The organism is Deinococcus cellulosilyticus NBRC 106333 = KACC 11606, assembly GCF_007990775.1.
Taxonomy (GTDB): Bacteria; Deinococcota; Deinococci; order Deinococcales; family Deinococcaceae; genus Deinococcus_C; species Deinococcus_C cellulosilyticus.
In genome coordinates this window covers 1-14,198 of record NZ_BJXB01000059.1, presented here as the reverse complement: position 1 = coordinate 14,198, position 14,198 = coordinate 1, and the positions used below count along the sequence as shown (strand labels likewise).

The following is a 14,198-nucleotide window of genomic DNA, read 5'->3' as shown; positions in this document are numbered from 1 at the left end:
GAGCGACCCTTTCTATACGACTGTCAACTATGGAGCCTTGACCCACATGTTGACCCACATCATCTCGCAGGATTGCCGAAGCAGGGGCATGGCATCAAATGCTCTGACATTCAGGGTCTTGATGACCACCTAGCCACCTTCGTATCGCCTGCTGATGATGCGCATTTCCATCACATCTTCAACGAGATCTACCACCTGTCGGTTTCCACCGCTGTGGTCTCCGATCATGGGGTTCAAAGGATTGAGATTGACATCTGTCGTAACCGAGAAACAAAACAAACAATATATGTTGATTGGCACGTCAAAACTAGCCTGCTCAAGCAGAAATCGTGTAGCACTTGAATGATACCAATATAATACCAATCGAAGCACCCTGAAGAATTTTTAGTGAGAATCTTTAAGGAGGCGCTTTTTAGCTGTGAGACGCACTAATGGCTCATTACCACAAATTAAAAATGGACAAATAACGAAACAACATACTATCAATATCAAATAATTCAATAGGGGACTTGAATTTGTATGGAAATGGTATTTAAATACAAGCAGGACAAAAGCTTGATGGGTGGATTTCCTACCAGTTGTTCGTCAATCATAGTTAGACCCATAGCCTCATGTCTTGTCCATCAGCTTCCCCACAACGGCCTTTCCCAAACACAGCTGACAGTGAACATGTGGTCCAGTTGCAACACGGCTCACACATAACGGGTTAAGGCATCACACCCTCATACCGTAATCTCATACATTCAGATCAACGAAAAGAGGTGAACGCTGTATACACCAGCAGTTCAGCTATCCGCTTTATGGCCTTTTCCCAACCTTCTGGAGGTGTTTATGAAGCAAAAAAGCGTTTTGATCATTGCCGCACTTATTGCGGCACTTCTCGTGGTTGCACTTTTGGTGTATGCCTTCAAGCAGGGTCCAGAGTATTTTCTGGCTGTATTGAGCCTTCTGTTGACAGCGGTGGTGTCTCCTGTGATCAACTTCCTGTCCAACTCCAAAACAAAGCAGTAATTCTCTGAAAGAGATGGATGACCGTTCTCTTGAGGGGATAAAATATGCCTCTCATCACCTCCAGAACCCCAGATTGAATTTGCAGTCCAGTCTGGGGTTCCATAATCCATCATGTCACAAAGGGTTGTAGAGTCTCAGAAAGCACAAATCAAATAGGACATGTTGTGCCTGATCCACCTTGTTTTGTGGCTGGGTGGAGGTGCAGCCTTGCTGGTGGTCTGCATGTGGATATTGCAGGGCAGTCCCATCACCCTGCAGAAAGTCAGTGTTTGCGTGATTTTGACCTTCTTCCCTGTTTACCTGGGCATGCGACAAATCAGAAAAAGATGGTGACGAGCGTTGCTGTCACCAAGTATCATGTGGGATTTTTTGTTTTCCAACAAGGGCTATTTACTCTTGTGGTCGCCCTGAAAAAGGGCGTTTGAACATCTGGCTGCGCACCCGCCACACCAGCACCCAGACCACGGCATTGACTGCAATCAGCACCAGAGTAAAGGGATCTCCTGACATGTTTTAAGGGTATTTCCGGGTGGGTTGTTACGGGGTTGTTACAAATGACAACCCCGTAACAATCTTTACAAACCTTAAAAAACCAAAGCTTGCAGCGGTTCAACCCGCCTGCTGAAACGGCTCCATTCTCTGAAGGCCAACGGTCTGCAACAGCTCCGAGAGGTTGCTGAGGGCCAAACGCACTGTGGCAGCCTCTGAAAGGGGTGCAGTGGCCACCCGGCCTTTCCAGTTCTTCTGGAATCCGGCCCACTGCACGTAACTGCTGGAGTCGGAACTGGACACCCCCATTTTCTGCAGCAGTTTTAGGAGGGCCGGAGTGCCCAAACCAAACGCATGAACTGGTGTGTTTCCAGCTTCTTCCAGCACAGCTTCCAGGATTCGGGTCAGGGCCTTCCAATCTCGAATCCTGGGCACCAGGCCACCCACCCCGATACCGTCCATGCCTTGCTGACGATAGATCCTGGCGGCTTCACGGGCAGTGGTTGGACACAGGGCCTGCACACTTGCGTAAAGCTGCATGCGCATGTTCGTGCGGTGCTGTTGTGCCCACAGCGCGTTTTGGATGGTCCAGTCGTAACGGCGGGTGCATTCTGCAGTTCCAAGGTCAGGCACCAGAATGAAATCGAGTGTGAACCCAACGTCTGCATGTCTTTCCTGGAAGGCCAAGACTTTCTCTGGGGTCAGGACCTCTCCGGCCACGGTGAAACCCGCACGGTCTTTCATGGGCAGCACCCGGGCAATGGGTCTGTGTGTGGCGTACCCTCCGGAGTCAATCCACAGGGTCAGGGGTGGGCGCTTTTTCATGTGCTGGGCAAACTGGTAAGAGACCATCACATCATCAACGAATTTGGGCAAATGGGGCTGGATCTGGCTGTCGATGGGGAACCAACGGCCATAGGTCGTGACAGGTATGAATTTCATGGAAAAGCTCTCCTGGCGGAAGTTTTCCCAGAAAGTGTCCCGCTTCCTGGGTGAAGATATCATAGCATTTAAATGCCATGTTGTAAAGCGTTTTTGTCGTGTCAGACGACAAAAATTACCAAGCACGGGCTCAAGCTTGGTGTAAGCCCTCATGAGGGTTGCGGCATTCTGGCTCCCAGTTGCCGCTTTGCATTTTGAACTGAAAATCCCCTTTGCCAGAGAGAATTTTTTCGTTTATACCGATAATTTCCGTCCCACTGTACAATTGGCCATCAACATTTTATGCAAATGTGAGCGCTCACATTTGCATCCGCAACAAATGGCGTCACCTTCAGCAAAAAAGCCTTACTTTAGCCCTGGTGACAGCTACGCCACCTGATCCTCAGAAGTGCTCAGGGTTTGCTGGAGTCAATTCCTCAAAAGCTTTCAACAGTGCCTGTGCCCGATCTCCCCATTCCGGCACTGTGAACACCCTGCCCAACGGGGCCCAGCGCAAGGGGACTCCAGCATCTTTCAAGGCCTTCAGCGTTTGCACAGGCAGGGAATCTGCCAGCAGCACCGTAGCCACGTCTGCAGGGGGTTGTTTACCTGGTGCTTGCGTCTCTTCCACCTGAACCTCTTTTTGTACAGTACAGGGTTTCTCAGGTAACACTGGGAACCCCAGCACAAAGCCACTTTCTGTTTTTCTTTTGCGGATTTTCTTCAGGCAGCTAGACGCTCATTTCGGATCAGCTTATGCGGTTCATCCTCACCACCGGGAGGGACAACTACAAGCAGGCCTGCCAGTGGACCGGGGTGAACCTGATTGCCGATCCGGACCTGCTGCTCACTGTGGAGGTCGCTGTCGAAGCGGCCCTCACCTACTGGTAGAACCACCGCTGCAACGAACTGGCTGACCAGCGGGACTGGGAGGCGGTCACTCGGGCCATCAACGGCCCTGCGAAACTCGGCCTGAAAGACCGCATCGAATACACCGAAAAAGTCCTGCAGGCCCTCCCCGAAAAGGAAAGCCTGCAGGTGTTCATCCCAGATGGGAAAGGAGGATGGAAGGACGTGACTGGCCAGAGGGTGGAGGGGACATTCACCACGGTGAATGCCACCGACCCCACCAGGATCTACATCAGGTGAGCAGTCCGCTCAGCAAGACCAGTGGTGGCAACTTCACCACCCTGAGGGGCATGATCCGCCTCAGCTGGTCCTTCAGGTTCAGGGTTTGCAGGGGTCTGAAGTACCCTTCAGGCCTTGGGCGATATGTGTAGCGCAGTGCGACTGCCAGATGAATTCGAATCAATTGCAGATTCTCCTTTAATGAATTTGGCACTTTTGTGCCTACCCTCAGTGTAGATCTCGCCTACAGTTTCGTGCAATTTGTCCACAATGCCTACAGTGGACGGGCTTCCTCAGCTCATGAAGATTCAGCCGTGTGACGCCGCAAAAAATCCATTTCTGCACCCAGATCAAAATTCTGGGTGTGTTTTTTGCCGTACTGCACACACCCGACCAGCAGTCATTTTGGCCACTTTGAGGAGGCGCCATGCCCTACCAGACCCTGCAATCCAGGGTGGTCCGTCTGGAGCGTGAGGAGCCGCCCCCACCCGGCACCCTGTTCTTTGAGAGGGAGCACCTGTTTCTGGTGTGCCCCTACTGCGGCTTCACCGGATACCTCCCTGGGGACACCTGGTCCCTTACCGGTCCCGATGACCACCCCACCCTCACCCCGGACGTGCAGTGCCTCCCGAGTTGTGGGGCGCGCTTCTCGGTGCAAGGTGGCCAGATCCACCCTTGCTGATTCTCTCGCCTTCTCACGCCCGGGCAAGACGGGATTTTTCTTGCAGGAGTCACTGTGAAGAAAGTCAAGGGAGGTGAACCCATTTGATCCTGTCAGCCCGCAAGATCCAACGTCCAGGTCGTCTTCGACTTCACCATGGCATTGGCCATCACCAGCATCTTGCGCATGCAGGCCACCAACGCCACCATCTTCGCTTTCCCTTTTTCCACCAGCAGGTCGGCCACCTCATTGCGTCTCGCCCGTTCTGCCTACCCAACCTGGGGTTAAGGTGGCGTAGCTGTCGCCAGGTATCATGTAGCCATTTTTTATGCTTCCAGACGTATAATTAAGCTCGACAGCGAATCTAGGCTCAACTAATCCTATCTGGGACACCAACAGCAAGGTCGAGTCAATCAAAGTACACCATACCGTCAAAAGGCTTTCCTATCTCGATCTTCGTTTCTGGCGTCAGGGTGTAAAAAACCCTCCCCAGGTACCCGGAGATGTTCAATGTGAACGGAGTTTTCTGGGTGAGGTGCCTGATGCAACTCGGACCAGTGGAGCCAAGATTGCTGTCAAATGTCGCAATGCAAACCTCACCGGGTTGACCGTCCAGGTCAAAAACCACCGTTTTTCCTTCCTGCCGGGTTGTGTCCCGGTAACGCTCCCCCACCAGCGTTTGATTGGGTTCTTTTTTGAAGGTGCAACTGGGAACCCTGGAAAAGGAAAGATCCGGCCCGATTTTTGCCTCTTTGGGCATGGCCCGCAAACCCAGCAGATCCCCGATCACGGCTTTGGCAGGAAGGATGTCCACACACCCATTGCGAAAAAGGTTGAGGCCGGGCCACATCTGGTAATGCATCGCCACCACAAAGTCATCCAGGTCTGAGAGGTACACGTGGTGTGGAAGGGTCAGGCCCTTGATTTCAACGCAGGACCCGTCTTTCAGGACGTATGTCAATTGCAGGTGCTTTTTTGTGGAGGAGGAGAGTGTTCCCAGCACCTTGCAGTCAAAAGTCAGGACGCCGTTGCTGAAATGGGTGAGGTCCAGATGATCCGGGTCACCATGGGGCAAGAAAGAACGCTTTTTCATGCCGTCGTCTGTGCGGAGCGAGGCTTCGGTGCAGGGGTGCACAATGACCTGTCTTGTGTTGTCCGCAAAGGGAACGGCATGGGTGATCGAAGTTTGGCCTTCAGCCTTTCCTTTTTCACTGTTCAGGAGATTGAAGGCTTCCACCACCGTTTGAGGGCGGTCCTCAACTTTCAAGCTGAGGCAGGCAAACACCATACCCCTGAACCCCTCCATCAAACCTTCTGGAAGCGGAAGCAGGGGGATCCCCATCACACGATCTGTGGCAGGGGGAGGCATCTCACCGACTATCAGATGGTAAAGCGACGCCCCGAGGGCATACAGATCCGTGTAAGGCCCATACCGGGCTGCGCCAGCATACTGTTCAAGTGGAGCATACCCCGGAGTGACGATCCGGGTGTGATGGGTAGTTTTTCCAGCCTGATACGCCCGGGCGGTTCCAAAATCAATCAGCACGGCGCGTCCTGAGGGGGTCAACAAGATGTTCTCAGGTTTGACATCCCTGTGGATCAGTCCAGCATCGTGGAGCAATTTCAAACCCTCCAGTAGTTGTCTGGTCAGTACAATCAGTTCTGTTGAATCAAAGGTTCGGCTTTGGATGAGGCTGGCAAGGGTGTCACCCAGAAGGAGTTCCATCACCAGGTAGACCGTATGATTCTCTTCAAAGGCATCGAACACCCGAACCACCGAGGGGTGATCGAAGCGGGCGAGGATTTGGGCTTCTTTGATGAAATCATCTCTGGCCTGAGGGTAATCCAAGTGCGAAGGGTGGATTACCCTTCCAGAAGGGGTTCTGGAGCTTCCTTCCATGAACATTTCTTTGATGGCCACCACCGAACCCAGGATGGTGTTGGCCCCCTGGTAGGTGATGCCAAAACCTCCCCTGCCCAACACCTTGCCGACGGTGTATTTGCCAGCTTGGAGTTTTGTCCCTCTGGAAAGGTGGTGTTGCAACAGCCAACCGCAGGCTGGGCAGGTCCGTAATCCATCGATCAGGGTAGTGGAGCAGGCAGGACAGAGCATGTGTTATCTGCTTACCATTGTGAGTCATGATTGAGGATATGAAAAGCCAACATGTTTTGATTGGCTAACTTTATTTGCTGTTTGGGAGAACAAAAAACGGCTACATGATACCTGGTGACAGCTACGCTTGTATATTCCAAGTTGGGACTGTGGCCAGCAGTTCGGAGCTTAACGCAAGGTGGAAAACACCGTAAGGTAGCAAGGATCGCTGGCCTTCCCGATCAATGCCTGAAAGACGAACAGTTGCCTGAACCTGGAGTTCGCATCCACAAGCGTGTCTTTGGCAGAGATCGTCCCACTCAGGAGGCCAAACATGGAAGCAGAAACCTTCGTTGGCATTGATGTTTCCAAACGGCAGCTGGACGTTGCCATTCTCCCTCAGGGTGAGGTCCTCCCGTTTCCCAACACTCCCCAGGGCATTCAAAAGCTTCTCTTACACCTGACTGCACTAGAACATCCGCTGGTGGTTCTGGAAGCCACCGGAGGGCTGGAAATGCCTGCTGCATTGGCTTTACAGGATGCTGGTCTTGCTGCTGCGGTCTTGAATTTCCGACAGATCAAAGATTTCTCCAGGGCCACAGGCAGACTCGCCAAAACAGACTCCATTGATGCCTTGATGATGGCCCGTTTTGCCCAGGTGTTAAGACCCGAGGTCAGACCCCTGGCCAATTCCCACACCAGAAGTCTGGAGGCGTTGATGACCCGTCGTCGCCAACTGGTGGAGCTACTGGTGATCGAGAATAACCGTCTCAAACAGGTTCACGATGACTGGGTGAAACACCAGTTGTCGACGACGGCTGCTTTTGTGAAAGAGCAGGTGGAGGTGGTGGAAGCCCAGATGCTGGAGGTCATCCAGAAGCATGCTGAGACTTCAGAAGTCTTTGAGTTGTTGCAGACGGTGCCCGGAGTCGGGCCAGTGTTGTCTGCCACGCTCATTGCGGGTTTACCTGAATTGGGGAAACTCAACCGACAAAAAATCGCCAGCCTGGTGGGTGTGGCCCCAATCAACCAGGACAGCGGCACCAAAAAAGGCAGGGGATCAGTCTGGGGTGGGCGAGGAGACATCCGAGCCGTGCTCTATATGGCTACGGTGGCCTGTGTGCGGGTGAATCCGGTGATCCAGAGGTTCTTCAAACAACTGGTGTCCAGAGGGAAACCGAAAAAGCTTGCAATGGTGGCAGCAATGCGAAAACTGCTGGTCATTTTGAATGCCATGATGCACTCAAAACAGTCCTGGCAGCCCAATCTTGAAATTCAGACATGATGTTCAGCTCATTGCCCCAGAGCAATGGGTTGATAAGACATCAATTTCTGTAAGATCTCTTCGCTGGAGGCTCCCAATTCTGCGGCCATGATGACTTCAGCTGGTTCAGGGTGAGGGACCCATCGGATAAGTTCTTCCATGGTTTGGCCATACTTTCGCTCCAGAGTCTTGGGGTCCAATAAGACGTCGATCATCTTCAAAAGCTCGGTTTGAGATCTGGGCATTGCTTTCCTCCTGAAGCCATTCACCTTTGAGAAGGTAGCGCTATTTTAGCGGATTCTGGAAACACCCCTTGACACCCAATACAGTTGCTACCTTAACCCCCAGTATGCAAGAGCCCTAGATCTGGCACTTCTCTAGGGGACAAAGTCAGTTATCCAGGGAATAACGCTCTGGAAAGGGTGCCAGGTCCTGTTGCCACTGACTGATCAACGTTTTTAATTGCTCTCGGGTGAGGTAAAACCTCAAATAGACCTGCTGCACTTGCTCTTCATCCGGATCGGCGTAATACGGCAACTCGCTGGCAAAAGGGGGCAGAAATTCATGCGAGAACGAGATTTCGAGGGCCACAGTGCCTTCAAATCGAGCGATCAGCTGCCCACCACGCGCTTTAAACTCCAAATTCGGTTCTGTGAAACATTCAGAGGTATCCAAATGGCCCGTACCCCAGCCAGCAATGAAGTCAAAGTTGCGCTCCAATTCCTGGAACCAATTCAGTAGCCTTTGGGCCTCACGAACCTCCAGGCACGGATCCACCCTCGTCCACAGTCCCCAGGGCGTACCCATCTGAAGCTGAACCATCAACCAATTGGCATCATAAAAATCTGTAGCTTCGGGAAACTGATACCCAAGGACCGTCAGTTCAAGCGAAATTTGACCTGTCATCAATTGCATCTGGGATCAGTGTAGCACCTCAAAAACATGTAATCCTCCAGGATCTGGTATTCGGCTTCTTTGAAGAAAATCTTCCTGGAGAAGGTCCAGTCCACGCCGGAACAGGCTCTTGGCAGGATACCCATACTTGAGGGTTTGTGAAGGCTTCTGACGCTCCGCCCTCTCGCCTGTTAAGCAGCACCAGACAAAAGCCAGCGTGACACAGGTCAGTAAGACGGCCACCCGTTGGGGGTGGTAAAGGCCGGACGCTTCCAGTTTAAAGCCCCTTGATTTCAGTACTGCATGCAAATTTTCTGCATTCCAACGTTTTGCATACCACTTCAGAGCCTGATCCCCCCGGCCAGAATAAGCCAGGTAGAGCATCTCACCCTTGTATGACTTGGTGGCCATCACCCGGAACCGGACCCCATAAAGCTTCATGGGAAGGTGCCAATACCGCACTTTCAACGGGGACATCTTTTTGAAACAACTCCATACGGGCTGATCGTTCACCCGCGTGTCCGCTTTCAGCCGAATAAAAGGAGGAATTCTTTGCGCTGCCAGAAACTGAAACCACTCCTGTCCAATAAATTCACGATCTGCAAGGAGCCCTCCGATAGTGAAATTGTCCAGGAGGGGCAGCAGGCGTTTCAGCAATTGGATGCAGTGCTGTTGGCTGCTATTGCCCGCATGATCCAGAACCGTCCAGCACAATGTAAAAGCAAAGGAGTGCCAAACTACACTGATCAGCAGCACGTTGACGTGGTGTTGTCCCAGTTGCCAGTGTGTGCGGTCAATAACAAGGTAAATCTTGCCGGGGTTCAGGTAGCGAAGGATCAAACGAGCCACCAGAAGGTCAGAGAGGTCACTCTGAACAAAGCGTTTGAGACGTTTGTAGCGACTGTCTGGGGTGCCAGACAGTTGCAGATGGGGCACCAATTGATAGAGTACGACCGTTCTGGCCTGGATCATGCTCAAAATCAGGGCGGTGAAAACATGGAGTTTGCGGGGATCCAGGGGGAGATAGGGCCTGAGGAGGTCAAACAGAGGTTGATGACGAGGATGCAGCACAAAAACAGCGTATCAGACGCTTGTTCTGTAACCCCGAGTCATTTTGTCCCCTAATGAAATCTGGCACAGTGGGAGATTCTCTCGACGTGCAGACAACATGCTGAGCTTTATACTCTGATGCATGGGACAGATTTTCAATGAACGCTGGGAAGTGATCGAAAGTTTAAGTGAAGGCGGTCAGGCCCACACCTTTGTGGTAAACGACAGAACAGGATCAGCTGACATCCGTTACGTCCTCAAGCGCTTGAAGAACACCAAGCGTCTTGGTCGCTTTCAAACGGAAATTGACACCATCCGATCCATCAATTCCCCTTATGTGATCAGAATTCTGGATTTCCAGACAGAAGGTGAGAAACCTTTTTATGTCACCGACTACTATGTAGATGGCACCCTCGCAGAGGTCACCGATGTTTTCGCTGAAGATGTCCTGCTCGCATTGAAAATCTTTAAGAACATCTGCAAAGGCATCATGGCAGCACACGAGCAGGGAATCATTCACCGTGACATCAAGCCTGAAAACATCCTCTTCATTCGAGCAGAGAACAGACCTGTTGTGGCAGACTTTGGTCTCGCCTACATTGAAAATGACGCGCGTCACACTTTGCTTGAAGAAGTGGTCGGACCAAGGTTCTTCATCGCTCCTGAAATGGAAGATGGCCGATCAGATCTGGTGACTCCTGCCACGGACATCTACTCTCTGGGGAAACTGCTGTACTGGATGTTGAGTGGAGGTAAGAAATTCAGCCGCGAACAGCACCGAGAGGTCAATTTCAATCTGGAAAACATCAACTCTCGTTTCTCACACGTCAATGCTGTGCTTGACCGGTGCATCGCACATGCTCCCTCTGCACGATTTACGTCCGTTCAGGAGCTCATCAAAGCCATCGATCAAATCCTCATTGCTTTGCAGGGATACTTCAATGCCCCAGAATTGGATGCACCCAAACTGTGTCGCAATTGCGGGAGAGGGTATTACCGTCTGATAGTTAATGACAATCATAACGATGCGAAAACTTTTGGGTTTACGCCATATGGTGGAAGCCAGTGGTTGATCTACGTTTGCGATCAGTGTGCCAATGTTTCAATTTTCCGCCCTGATTTAATGAGAAAGCGTAGACGGTGAGGGGTCGATTTTAACAACCCCTTCCAGTAAACACTGGACTGTTTCTGAGTTGGACACCTGATCATCGAAGGGGGAAACTTTAAAATAACAAACTTCAAGGAAACTGCACAGAGCAAAATTCTCTGGAACTTTTTAATGGTAGATGCCATACTGTTCATATGGACAACGCACAATTCATGCAAGACCTGACAAATCAAATGACCGAAGCCGCTCACCAGGGACGCCTCCAGGCTTACCAAATGATGTATCACATCTTGGAGCCACACCTGTTTTTTGCAGTAAACAGCCTCGGCTTCCTGCTCTGCGCGGCCCTGGCCATTGCCTGCTTGATCCGGTGTGCCCAGGAGGTCCATGCTGGGAATGTCCCCATGTGGCTGCTCACCGGGATGGGTACTCTGGCACTCGTGTGTGTGGCAGGTGTCACCGGCCATGAAGCGTACACCCATGCCAGCCTGCTGGGTGGCCTCATCCTGCTTGGCATCTTTGCCAGCATCATCCACTTTCTGGAGAACCCCTGGCGCTTCCTGGAAAGACTGGCTTACGGTGCAGCCAGACGGACCATCCGGGACAGCTTCTAAACCTCTGTAAAGAATTCAGGCCACCTGTGCAGGTGGCCTTTTTGATGTGAGGCTTTCAGATGAACAGGGCCACATCCACCTTGAAGAATCGGGCCAGTTCCTTGGCCACCTCTTTGCTGATCTCCCGTTCACCTTTGAGGATCTTGCTGAGGTTGGACTGGGGAATGATGTGCCCGAGGTCCACCTGCTTGAGGCCGCGTTCTTCCATCAGGGCCTTCAGGTGCAGGTGAGGGCTGGTGTCCTCGATGACCACATGCTGCTCTTCCCAGACGTGCAGGTTGTGGGCCAGCAGACGAAACAGGCCAACAAAGCGGGGGTCGTCGGGGGTGTTCATCTGGTCGGTGAGGTCGTCCAGGAAAGCTTCCACTTCCTGATGGTGCTGCTCGTTCTGGATGGGTTCCAGCAGGCGTCCAGCCATCTGGCTGAACTGGGTCCAGGTGGTGAGGATGTCATGGGTCTGGGTCATGTTGGGTTCCTTTCCGTGGTCAGCGGAGAAAGGGGGTGGAGGTCAGTCCTCCACCTTTCCTTTTCTTTTTTTCTCGCTCCAGATGTCGTATTCCTTGTGGGTGAAGACATGCCGGATTTTGGTGAACTGCCCGGTGTAGTCGATGATTGCGATCACCCGGTACTTGTTGCCGCCGACATCGAAGATGGTGTGAGGGGTGTCGAAGTCTGCGGCGTTGAAGAGGTCTTTGAGCTGGGCGAAGTTGAAGGGGGTGCTCTTGCGGAGGCGGTTGTACCACTCGGTGAGGGCTTGTTCGGCCTCGGGGTGGATTGCCCAGAACTCGCGGAGTTTATGTTTGCTGACCACATTCATATCAATATGATATATCATTTCGATATATTCGTCAATGCTCCACACCCAGTGTCAGTGGGTGTCCTCTGCTGGAACATCCAGCCGTTTCGTCAGGGCAGAAAGCAACGCCAGCAATTCCCATCAGGCATGCGGTCCAGGGTCTGCCTCAGCACCTTGCGGGTCTGCCCAGAGCAGGGGTGACCGGGGGAATTGGTGCATGGCTCATACGCACTTTTGATGCCACTGGTTTACTCACCATCTGACCTTTCGTGGGTGTACCGTGAAGTTAAAACCCTTGAGGAGGTCCTCCCATGAGTTGGAAACCTGATTTCTCCAGCCAGATCCCTGAAGACACTGCTCGTGTGGCCAAAGCCGTTTTTAAGAGCGGAAACCGCTACTTTCTCCTTAGAGACACCTTTGGGGACCTTTTCAACCGGGATGACTTTCGGCACCTCTTTCATGCAGCTGCCCGAGCTGTCCTTGAGGGACCAGGTGAGGCGTTACGAGTGGACCCTGCAAAACGCCCTGTGGGCCAGAGAACATCACAACCACAGCAGCATGCGCCTTTACGCCAGCCTGCAGGCCATGTGCCCCGAGACAGCCCGAGAGGCCGCCCGGATTTTTCGCAATAACAATAAAGGCTTTGACGGAATTGGTGTGGGCGGTCTGGTGCCCCGCCTGCGGGACAGAGCGGCACTGGTCAGCATCCTGGAACCGGTGCTCAAAGAGGCCAACGGTGTGCCCGTGCATGCCTTTGGTCTGGGCACCCCCGACCTGGTCGGTCTGCTCCGGGACCTGGGGTGGCCAGCTGGGACAGCAGCGCCTACGTGCAGTGGGCTGCGGTCGGTCAGAACTGGACGGGTCGCCGGGTGCAGCGCGGCTTGATGTCCCAGCAGGCCCGTGCACGGCTGGCCCTGTCCAACCTGAGGGAGGTGCTGGAGGTGGCGGGGCAAATGCCAGCGGCTGCGTGATTTGATCCATCTCGATATCTAGAAAGGTAGAATTCTACCTTTCTTATTTGTGTTCTGTAAGAAGGAGATCGATGTTCTGGACGCTCTATGATGTCTATGATTGGCCTTGTAAGCAATTATCAACATCAGATCGACACCAGAGGCCTGAAACCTGGATCAACAGAGGCTTTTTCTGTGCAGCAGAACAAAAATGTTTTTGCATAAACAGTGGATTACAATGCTCTGCATGAGTATTCTTCCTGACTGGCGAATCAGAGAGCTGGCCCAACAGGGCATGATTGAACCCGTCAACAAACACCTGGTGGGCAGGATTCAGAAAGGTGGAGATGTTGGCTGCGATCAAAAGCCGTCTGATACAGACTTGACAGAAGCTGGCAGGGTGCGTAGACTGAATGCATCCCGAAGGCTTGAGCACAGCAGTAGTGCTCGTCCTTCGGCTTTTTTGTTTTAGGCAGTTGAGAGGTTGATGGATGAAATCAGATCAAACCGTGGAGGTGATCACCATGAACAATTCATGCGCAAGGAAAAGACCAGTGCTCCCGACTACCAATCATGAACACTGATCTCTTCTGAGGCACTTCCTGTGAGAAACACCGTTTAGGTTCTACCCCAGACCTCAGCCCCTGCAAGGGCTGGGTAGGGTCCTTCTTTCAACTCGCACCGGGGGTGTTCGTCTACTTATGTATCAGTATAAGCACAAGTGGTCTCTTATGGTACTAGGAATACCAGTCCATGTAGGTTCACTGGTGTCACTGTGCGTTCGTACACGTATGAGCCTTCACCTGGTGCATGAGGTCATCATGAAGAAACGTTTGGTGAAGTGGATCGCTGCGGGAGTAAGCGTTGTGTTGGTTACTGGGCTTCTGGTGTTCACCTACCGACAAGGTGTAGAGCACTTTCAGGGGATGCTGCAGACCATTGTCGGGGTCTTCTTGACTGCTCTGTTGGCGTTCTGGTTGCGACCAGAGGAGCAGTCCGGACAACCACCTGAGAAGAAATGAGGTTCACCCGGGAGGCCAGATGCTTCCTGGGGTTTTTATCCCCAGGTGCAGCATGGTTGAGTAAGAATTCTAGAATTCTACTTTTCTCAAAAATACAGCAAGTAAAGACCCCGGCCTGGCCGGGGTTCTACTTTTCTAGAATTCTAGAATTATGAATTTTTATAGAATGACAGGCAATTGTTGGGCCAGAATCCCATC

17 protein-coding genes and 1 pseudogene are annotated in these 14,198 nt (G+C 52.3%); 9 read left to right on the top strand and 9 right to left on the bottom strand.

What is annotated here, in order from left to right:
- Nucleotides 1–342, top strand: a 342-nt coding sequence (locus DC3_RS29635) for a hypothetical protein (protein WP_222594849.1), incomplete at its 5' end; no start/stop codon positions are given.
- 489 nt (nucleotides 343–831) lie between these two features.
- Nucleotides 832–1,011 (top strand): hypothetical protein, encoded by a 180-nt coding sequence (locus DC3_RS28340; protein ID WP_146892043.1) that lies wholly within the window; start codon nucleotides 832–834, stop codon nucleotides 1,009–1,011.
- A 609-nt stretch (nucleotides 1,012–1,620) separates the two neighbouring features.
- Here the strand turns inward: DC3_RS28340 and DC3_RS28335 are convergent.
- Nucleotides 1,621–2,442: a tRNA guanosine transglycosylase family protein gene (locus DC3_RS28335; RefSeq protein WP_186816331.1), complete on the bottom strand. Its 822-nt coding sequence runs from the start codon at nucleotides 2,440–2,442 to the stop codon at nucleotides 1,621–1,623.
- A 735-nt stretch (nucleotides 2,443–3,177) separates the two neighbouring features.
- Between DC3_RS28335 and DC3_RS30080 the strand changes: the two genes are divergently transcribed.
- Nucleotides 3,178–3,312, top strand: coding sequence for a hypothetical protein (locus DC3_RS30080; protein ID WP_281292609.1), 135 nt, complete (start codon nucleotides 3,178–3,180; stop codon nucleotides 3,310–3,312).
- A 250-nt stretch (nucleotides 3,313–3,562) separates the two neighbouring features.
- On the opposite strand, the gene DC3_RS29475 is transcribed toward DC3_RS30080, so the two are convergent.
- Nucleotides 3,563–3,733: a hypothetical protein gene (locus DC3_RS29475; RefSeq protein WP_186816330.1), complete on the bottom strand. Its 171-nt coding sequence runs from the start codon at nucleotides 3,731–3,733 to the stop codon at nucleotides 3,563–3,565.
- Nucleotides 3,734–3,976: 243 nt separating this feature from the next.
- On the opposite strand from DC3_RS29475, the gene DC3_RS28330 reads away from it, so the two are divergent.
- Nucleotides 3,977–4,231 (top strand): ubiquitination-like system serine protease family protein, encoded by a 255-nt coding sequence (locus tag DC3_RS28330; protein WP_146892037.1) that lies wholly within the window; start codon nucleotides 3,977–3,979, stop codon nucleotides 4,229–4,231.
- Nucleotides 4,232–4,323: 92 nt separating this feature from the next.
- Here DC3_RS28330 and DC3_RS30075 read toward each other — a convergent pair.
- Nucleotides 4,324–4,431 (bottom strand): annotated as a pseudogene (locus DC3_RS30075) (IS110 family transposase); the annotation flags it as partial.
- A 188-nt stretch (nucleotides 4,432–4,619) separates the two neighbouring features.
- Nucleotides 4,620–6,254 (bottom strand): serine/threonine protein kinase, encoded by a 1,635-nt coding sequence (locus DC3_RS28320; RefSeq protein ID WP_186816329.1) that lies wholly within the window; start codon nucleotides 6,252–6,254, stop codon nucleotides 4,620–4,622.
- A gap of 382 nt (nucleotides 6,255–6,636) precedes the next feature.
- On the opposite strand from DC3_RS28320, the gene DC3_RS28315 reads away from it, so the two are divergent.
- On the top strand, nucleotides 6,637–7,587 hold the full coding sequence (locus DC3_RS28315) for an IS110 family RNA-guided transposase (protein ID WP_146892029.1): 951 nt from the start codon (nucleotides 6,637–6,639) through the stop codon (nucleotides 7,585–7,587).
- An 8-nt stretch (nucleotides 7,588–7,595) separates the two neighbouring features.
- Here DC3_RS28315 and DC3_RS28310 read toward each other — a convergent pair whose 3' ends face one another.
- From DC3_RS28310 to DC3_RS28300, 3 genes are all read right to left on the bottom strand, one after another.
- The gene (locus DC3_RS28310) at nucleotides 7,596–7,811 is read right to left on the bottom strand and encodes a bacteriocin immunity protein (protein ID WP_146892026.1); all 216 of its coding nucleotides are present in this window, start codon (nucleotides 7,809–7,811) and stop codon (nucleotides 7,596–7,598) included.
- 145 nt (nucleotides 7,812–7,956) lie between these two features.
- On the bottom strand, nucleotides 7,957–8,481 hold the full coding sequence (locus tag DC3_RS28305; protein ID WP_146892022.1) for a WapI family immunity protein: 525 nt from the start codon (nucleotides 8,479–8,481) through the stop codon (nucleotides 7,957–7,959).
- Nucleotides 8,482–8,487: 6 nt separating this feature from the next.
- Nucleotides 8,488–9,531, bottom strand: coding sequence for an IS4 family transposase (locus DC3_RS28300; protein WP_146892019.1), 1,044 nt, complete (start codon nucleotides 9,529–9,531; stop codon nucleotides 8,488–8,490).
- 121 nt (nucleotides 9,532–9,652) lie between these two features.
- Between DC3_RS28300 and DC3_RS28295 the strand changes: the two genes are divergently transcribed.
- Complete coding sequence (locus DC3_RS28295; protein ID WP_146892016.1) at nucleotides 9,653–10,654, top strand: serine/threonine protein kinase; 1,002 nt, start codon at nucleotides 9,653–9,655, stop codon at nucleotides 10,652–10,654.
- A gap of 158 nt (nucleotides 10,655–10,812) precedes the next feature.
- Nucleotides 10,813–11,232, top strand: a complete 420-nt coding sequence (locus DC3_RS28290) for a hypothetical protein (protein ID WP_146892012.1) — start codon at nucleotides 10,813–10,815, stop codon at nucleotides 11,230–11,232.
- Nucleotides 11,233–11,287: 55 nt separating this feature from the next.
- On the opposite strand, the gene DC3_RS28285 is transcribed toward DC3_RS28290, so the two are convergent.
- Nucleotides 11,288–11,698 carry a helix-turn-helix domain-containing protein gene (locus DC3_RS28285; protein WP_146892009.1) on the bottom strand — a complete coding sequence of 137 codons (411 nt, stop codon included), beginning with the start codon at nucleotides 11,696–11,698 and terminating at the stop codon, nucleotides 11,288–11,290.
- A gap of 42 nt (nucleotides 11,699–11,740) precedes the next feature.
- Nucleotides 11,741–12,049 (bottom strand): type II toxin-antitoxin system HigB family toxin, encoded by a 309-nt coding sequence (locus DC3_RS28280; protein ID WP_186816328.1) that lies wholly within the window; start codon nucleotides 12,047–12,049, stop codon nucleotides 11,741–11,743.
- A gap of 417 nt (nucleotides 12,050–12,466) precedes the next feature.
- On the opposite strand from DC3_RS28280, the gene DC3_RS28275 reads away from it, so the two are divergent.
- Nucleotides 12,467–12,913: a hypothetical protein gene (locus DC3_RS28275; protein WP_146892003.1), complete on the top strand. Its 447-nt coding sequence runs from the start codon at nucleotides 12,467–12,469 to the stop codon at nucleotides 12,911–12,913.
- 886 nt (nucleotides 12,914–13,799) lie between these two features.
- Entirely contained in the window at nucleotides 13,800–14,000 is a 201-nt protein-coding gene (locus DC3_RS28270) for a hypothetical protein (protein WP_146892000.1), read from the top strand.
- Nucleotides 14,001–14,198: the final 198 nt, after the last annotated feature.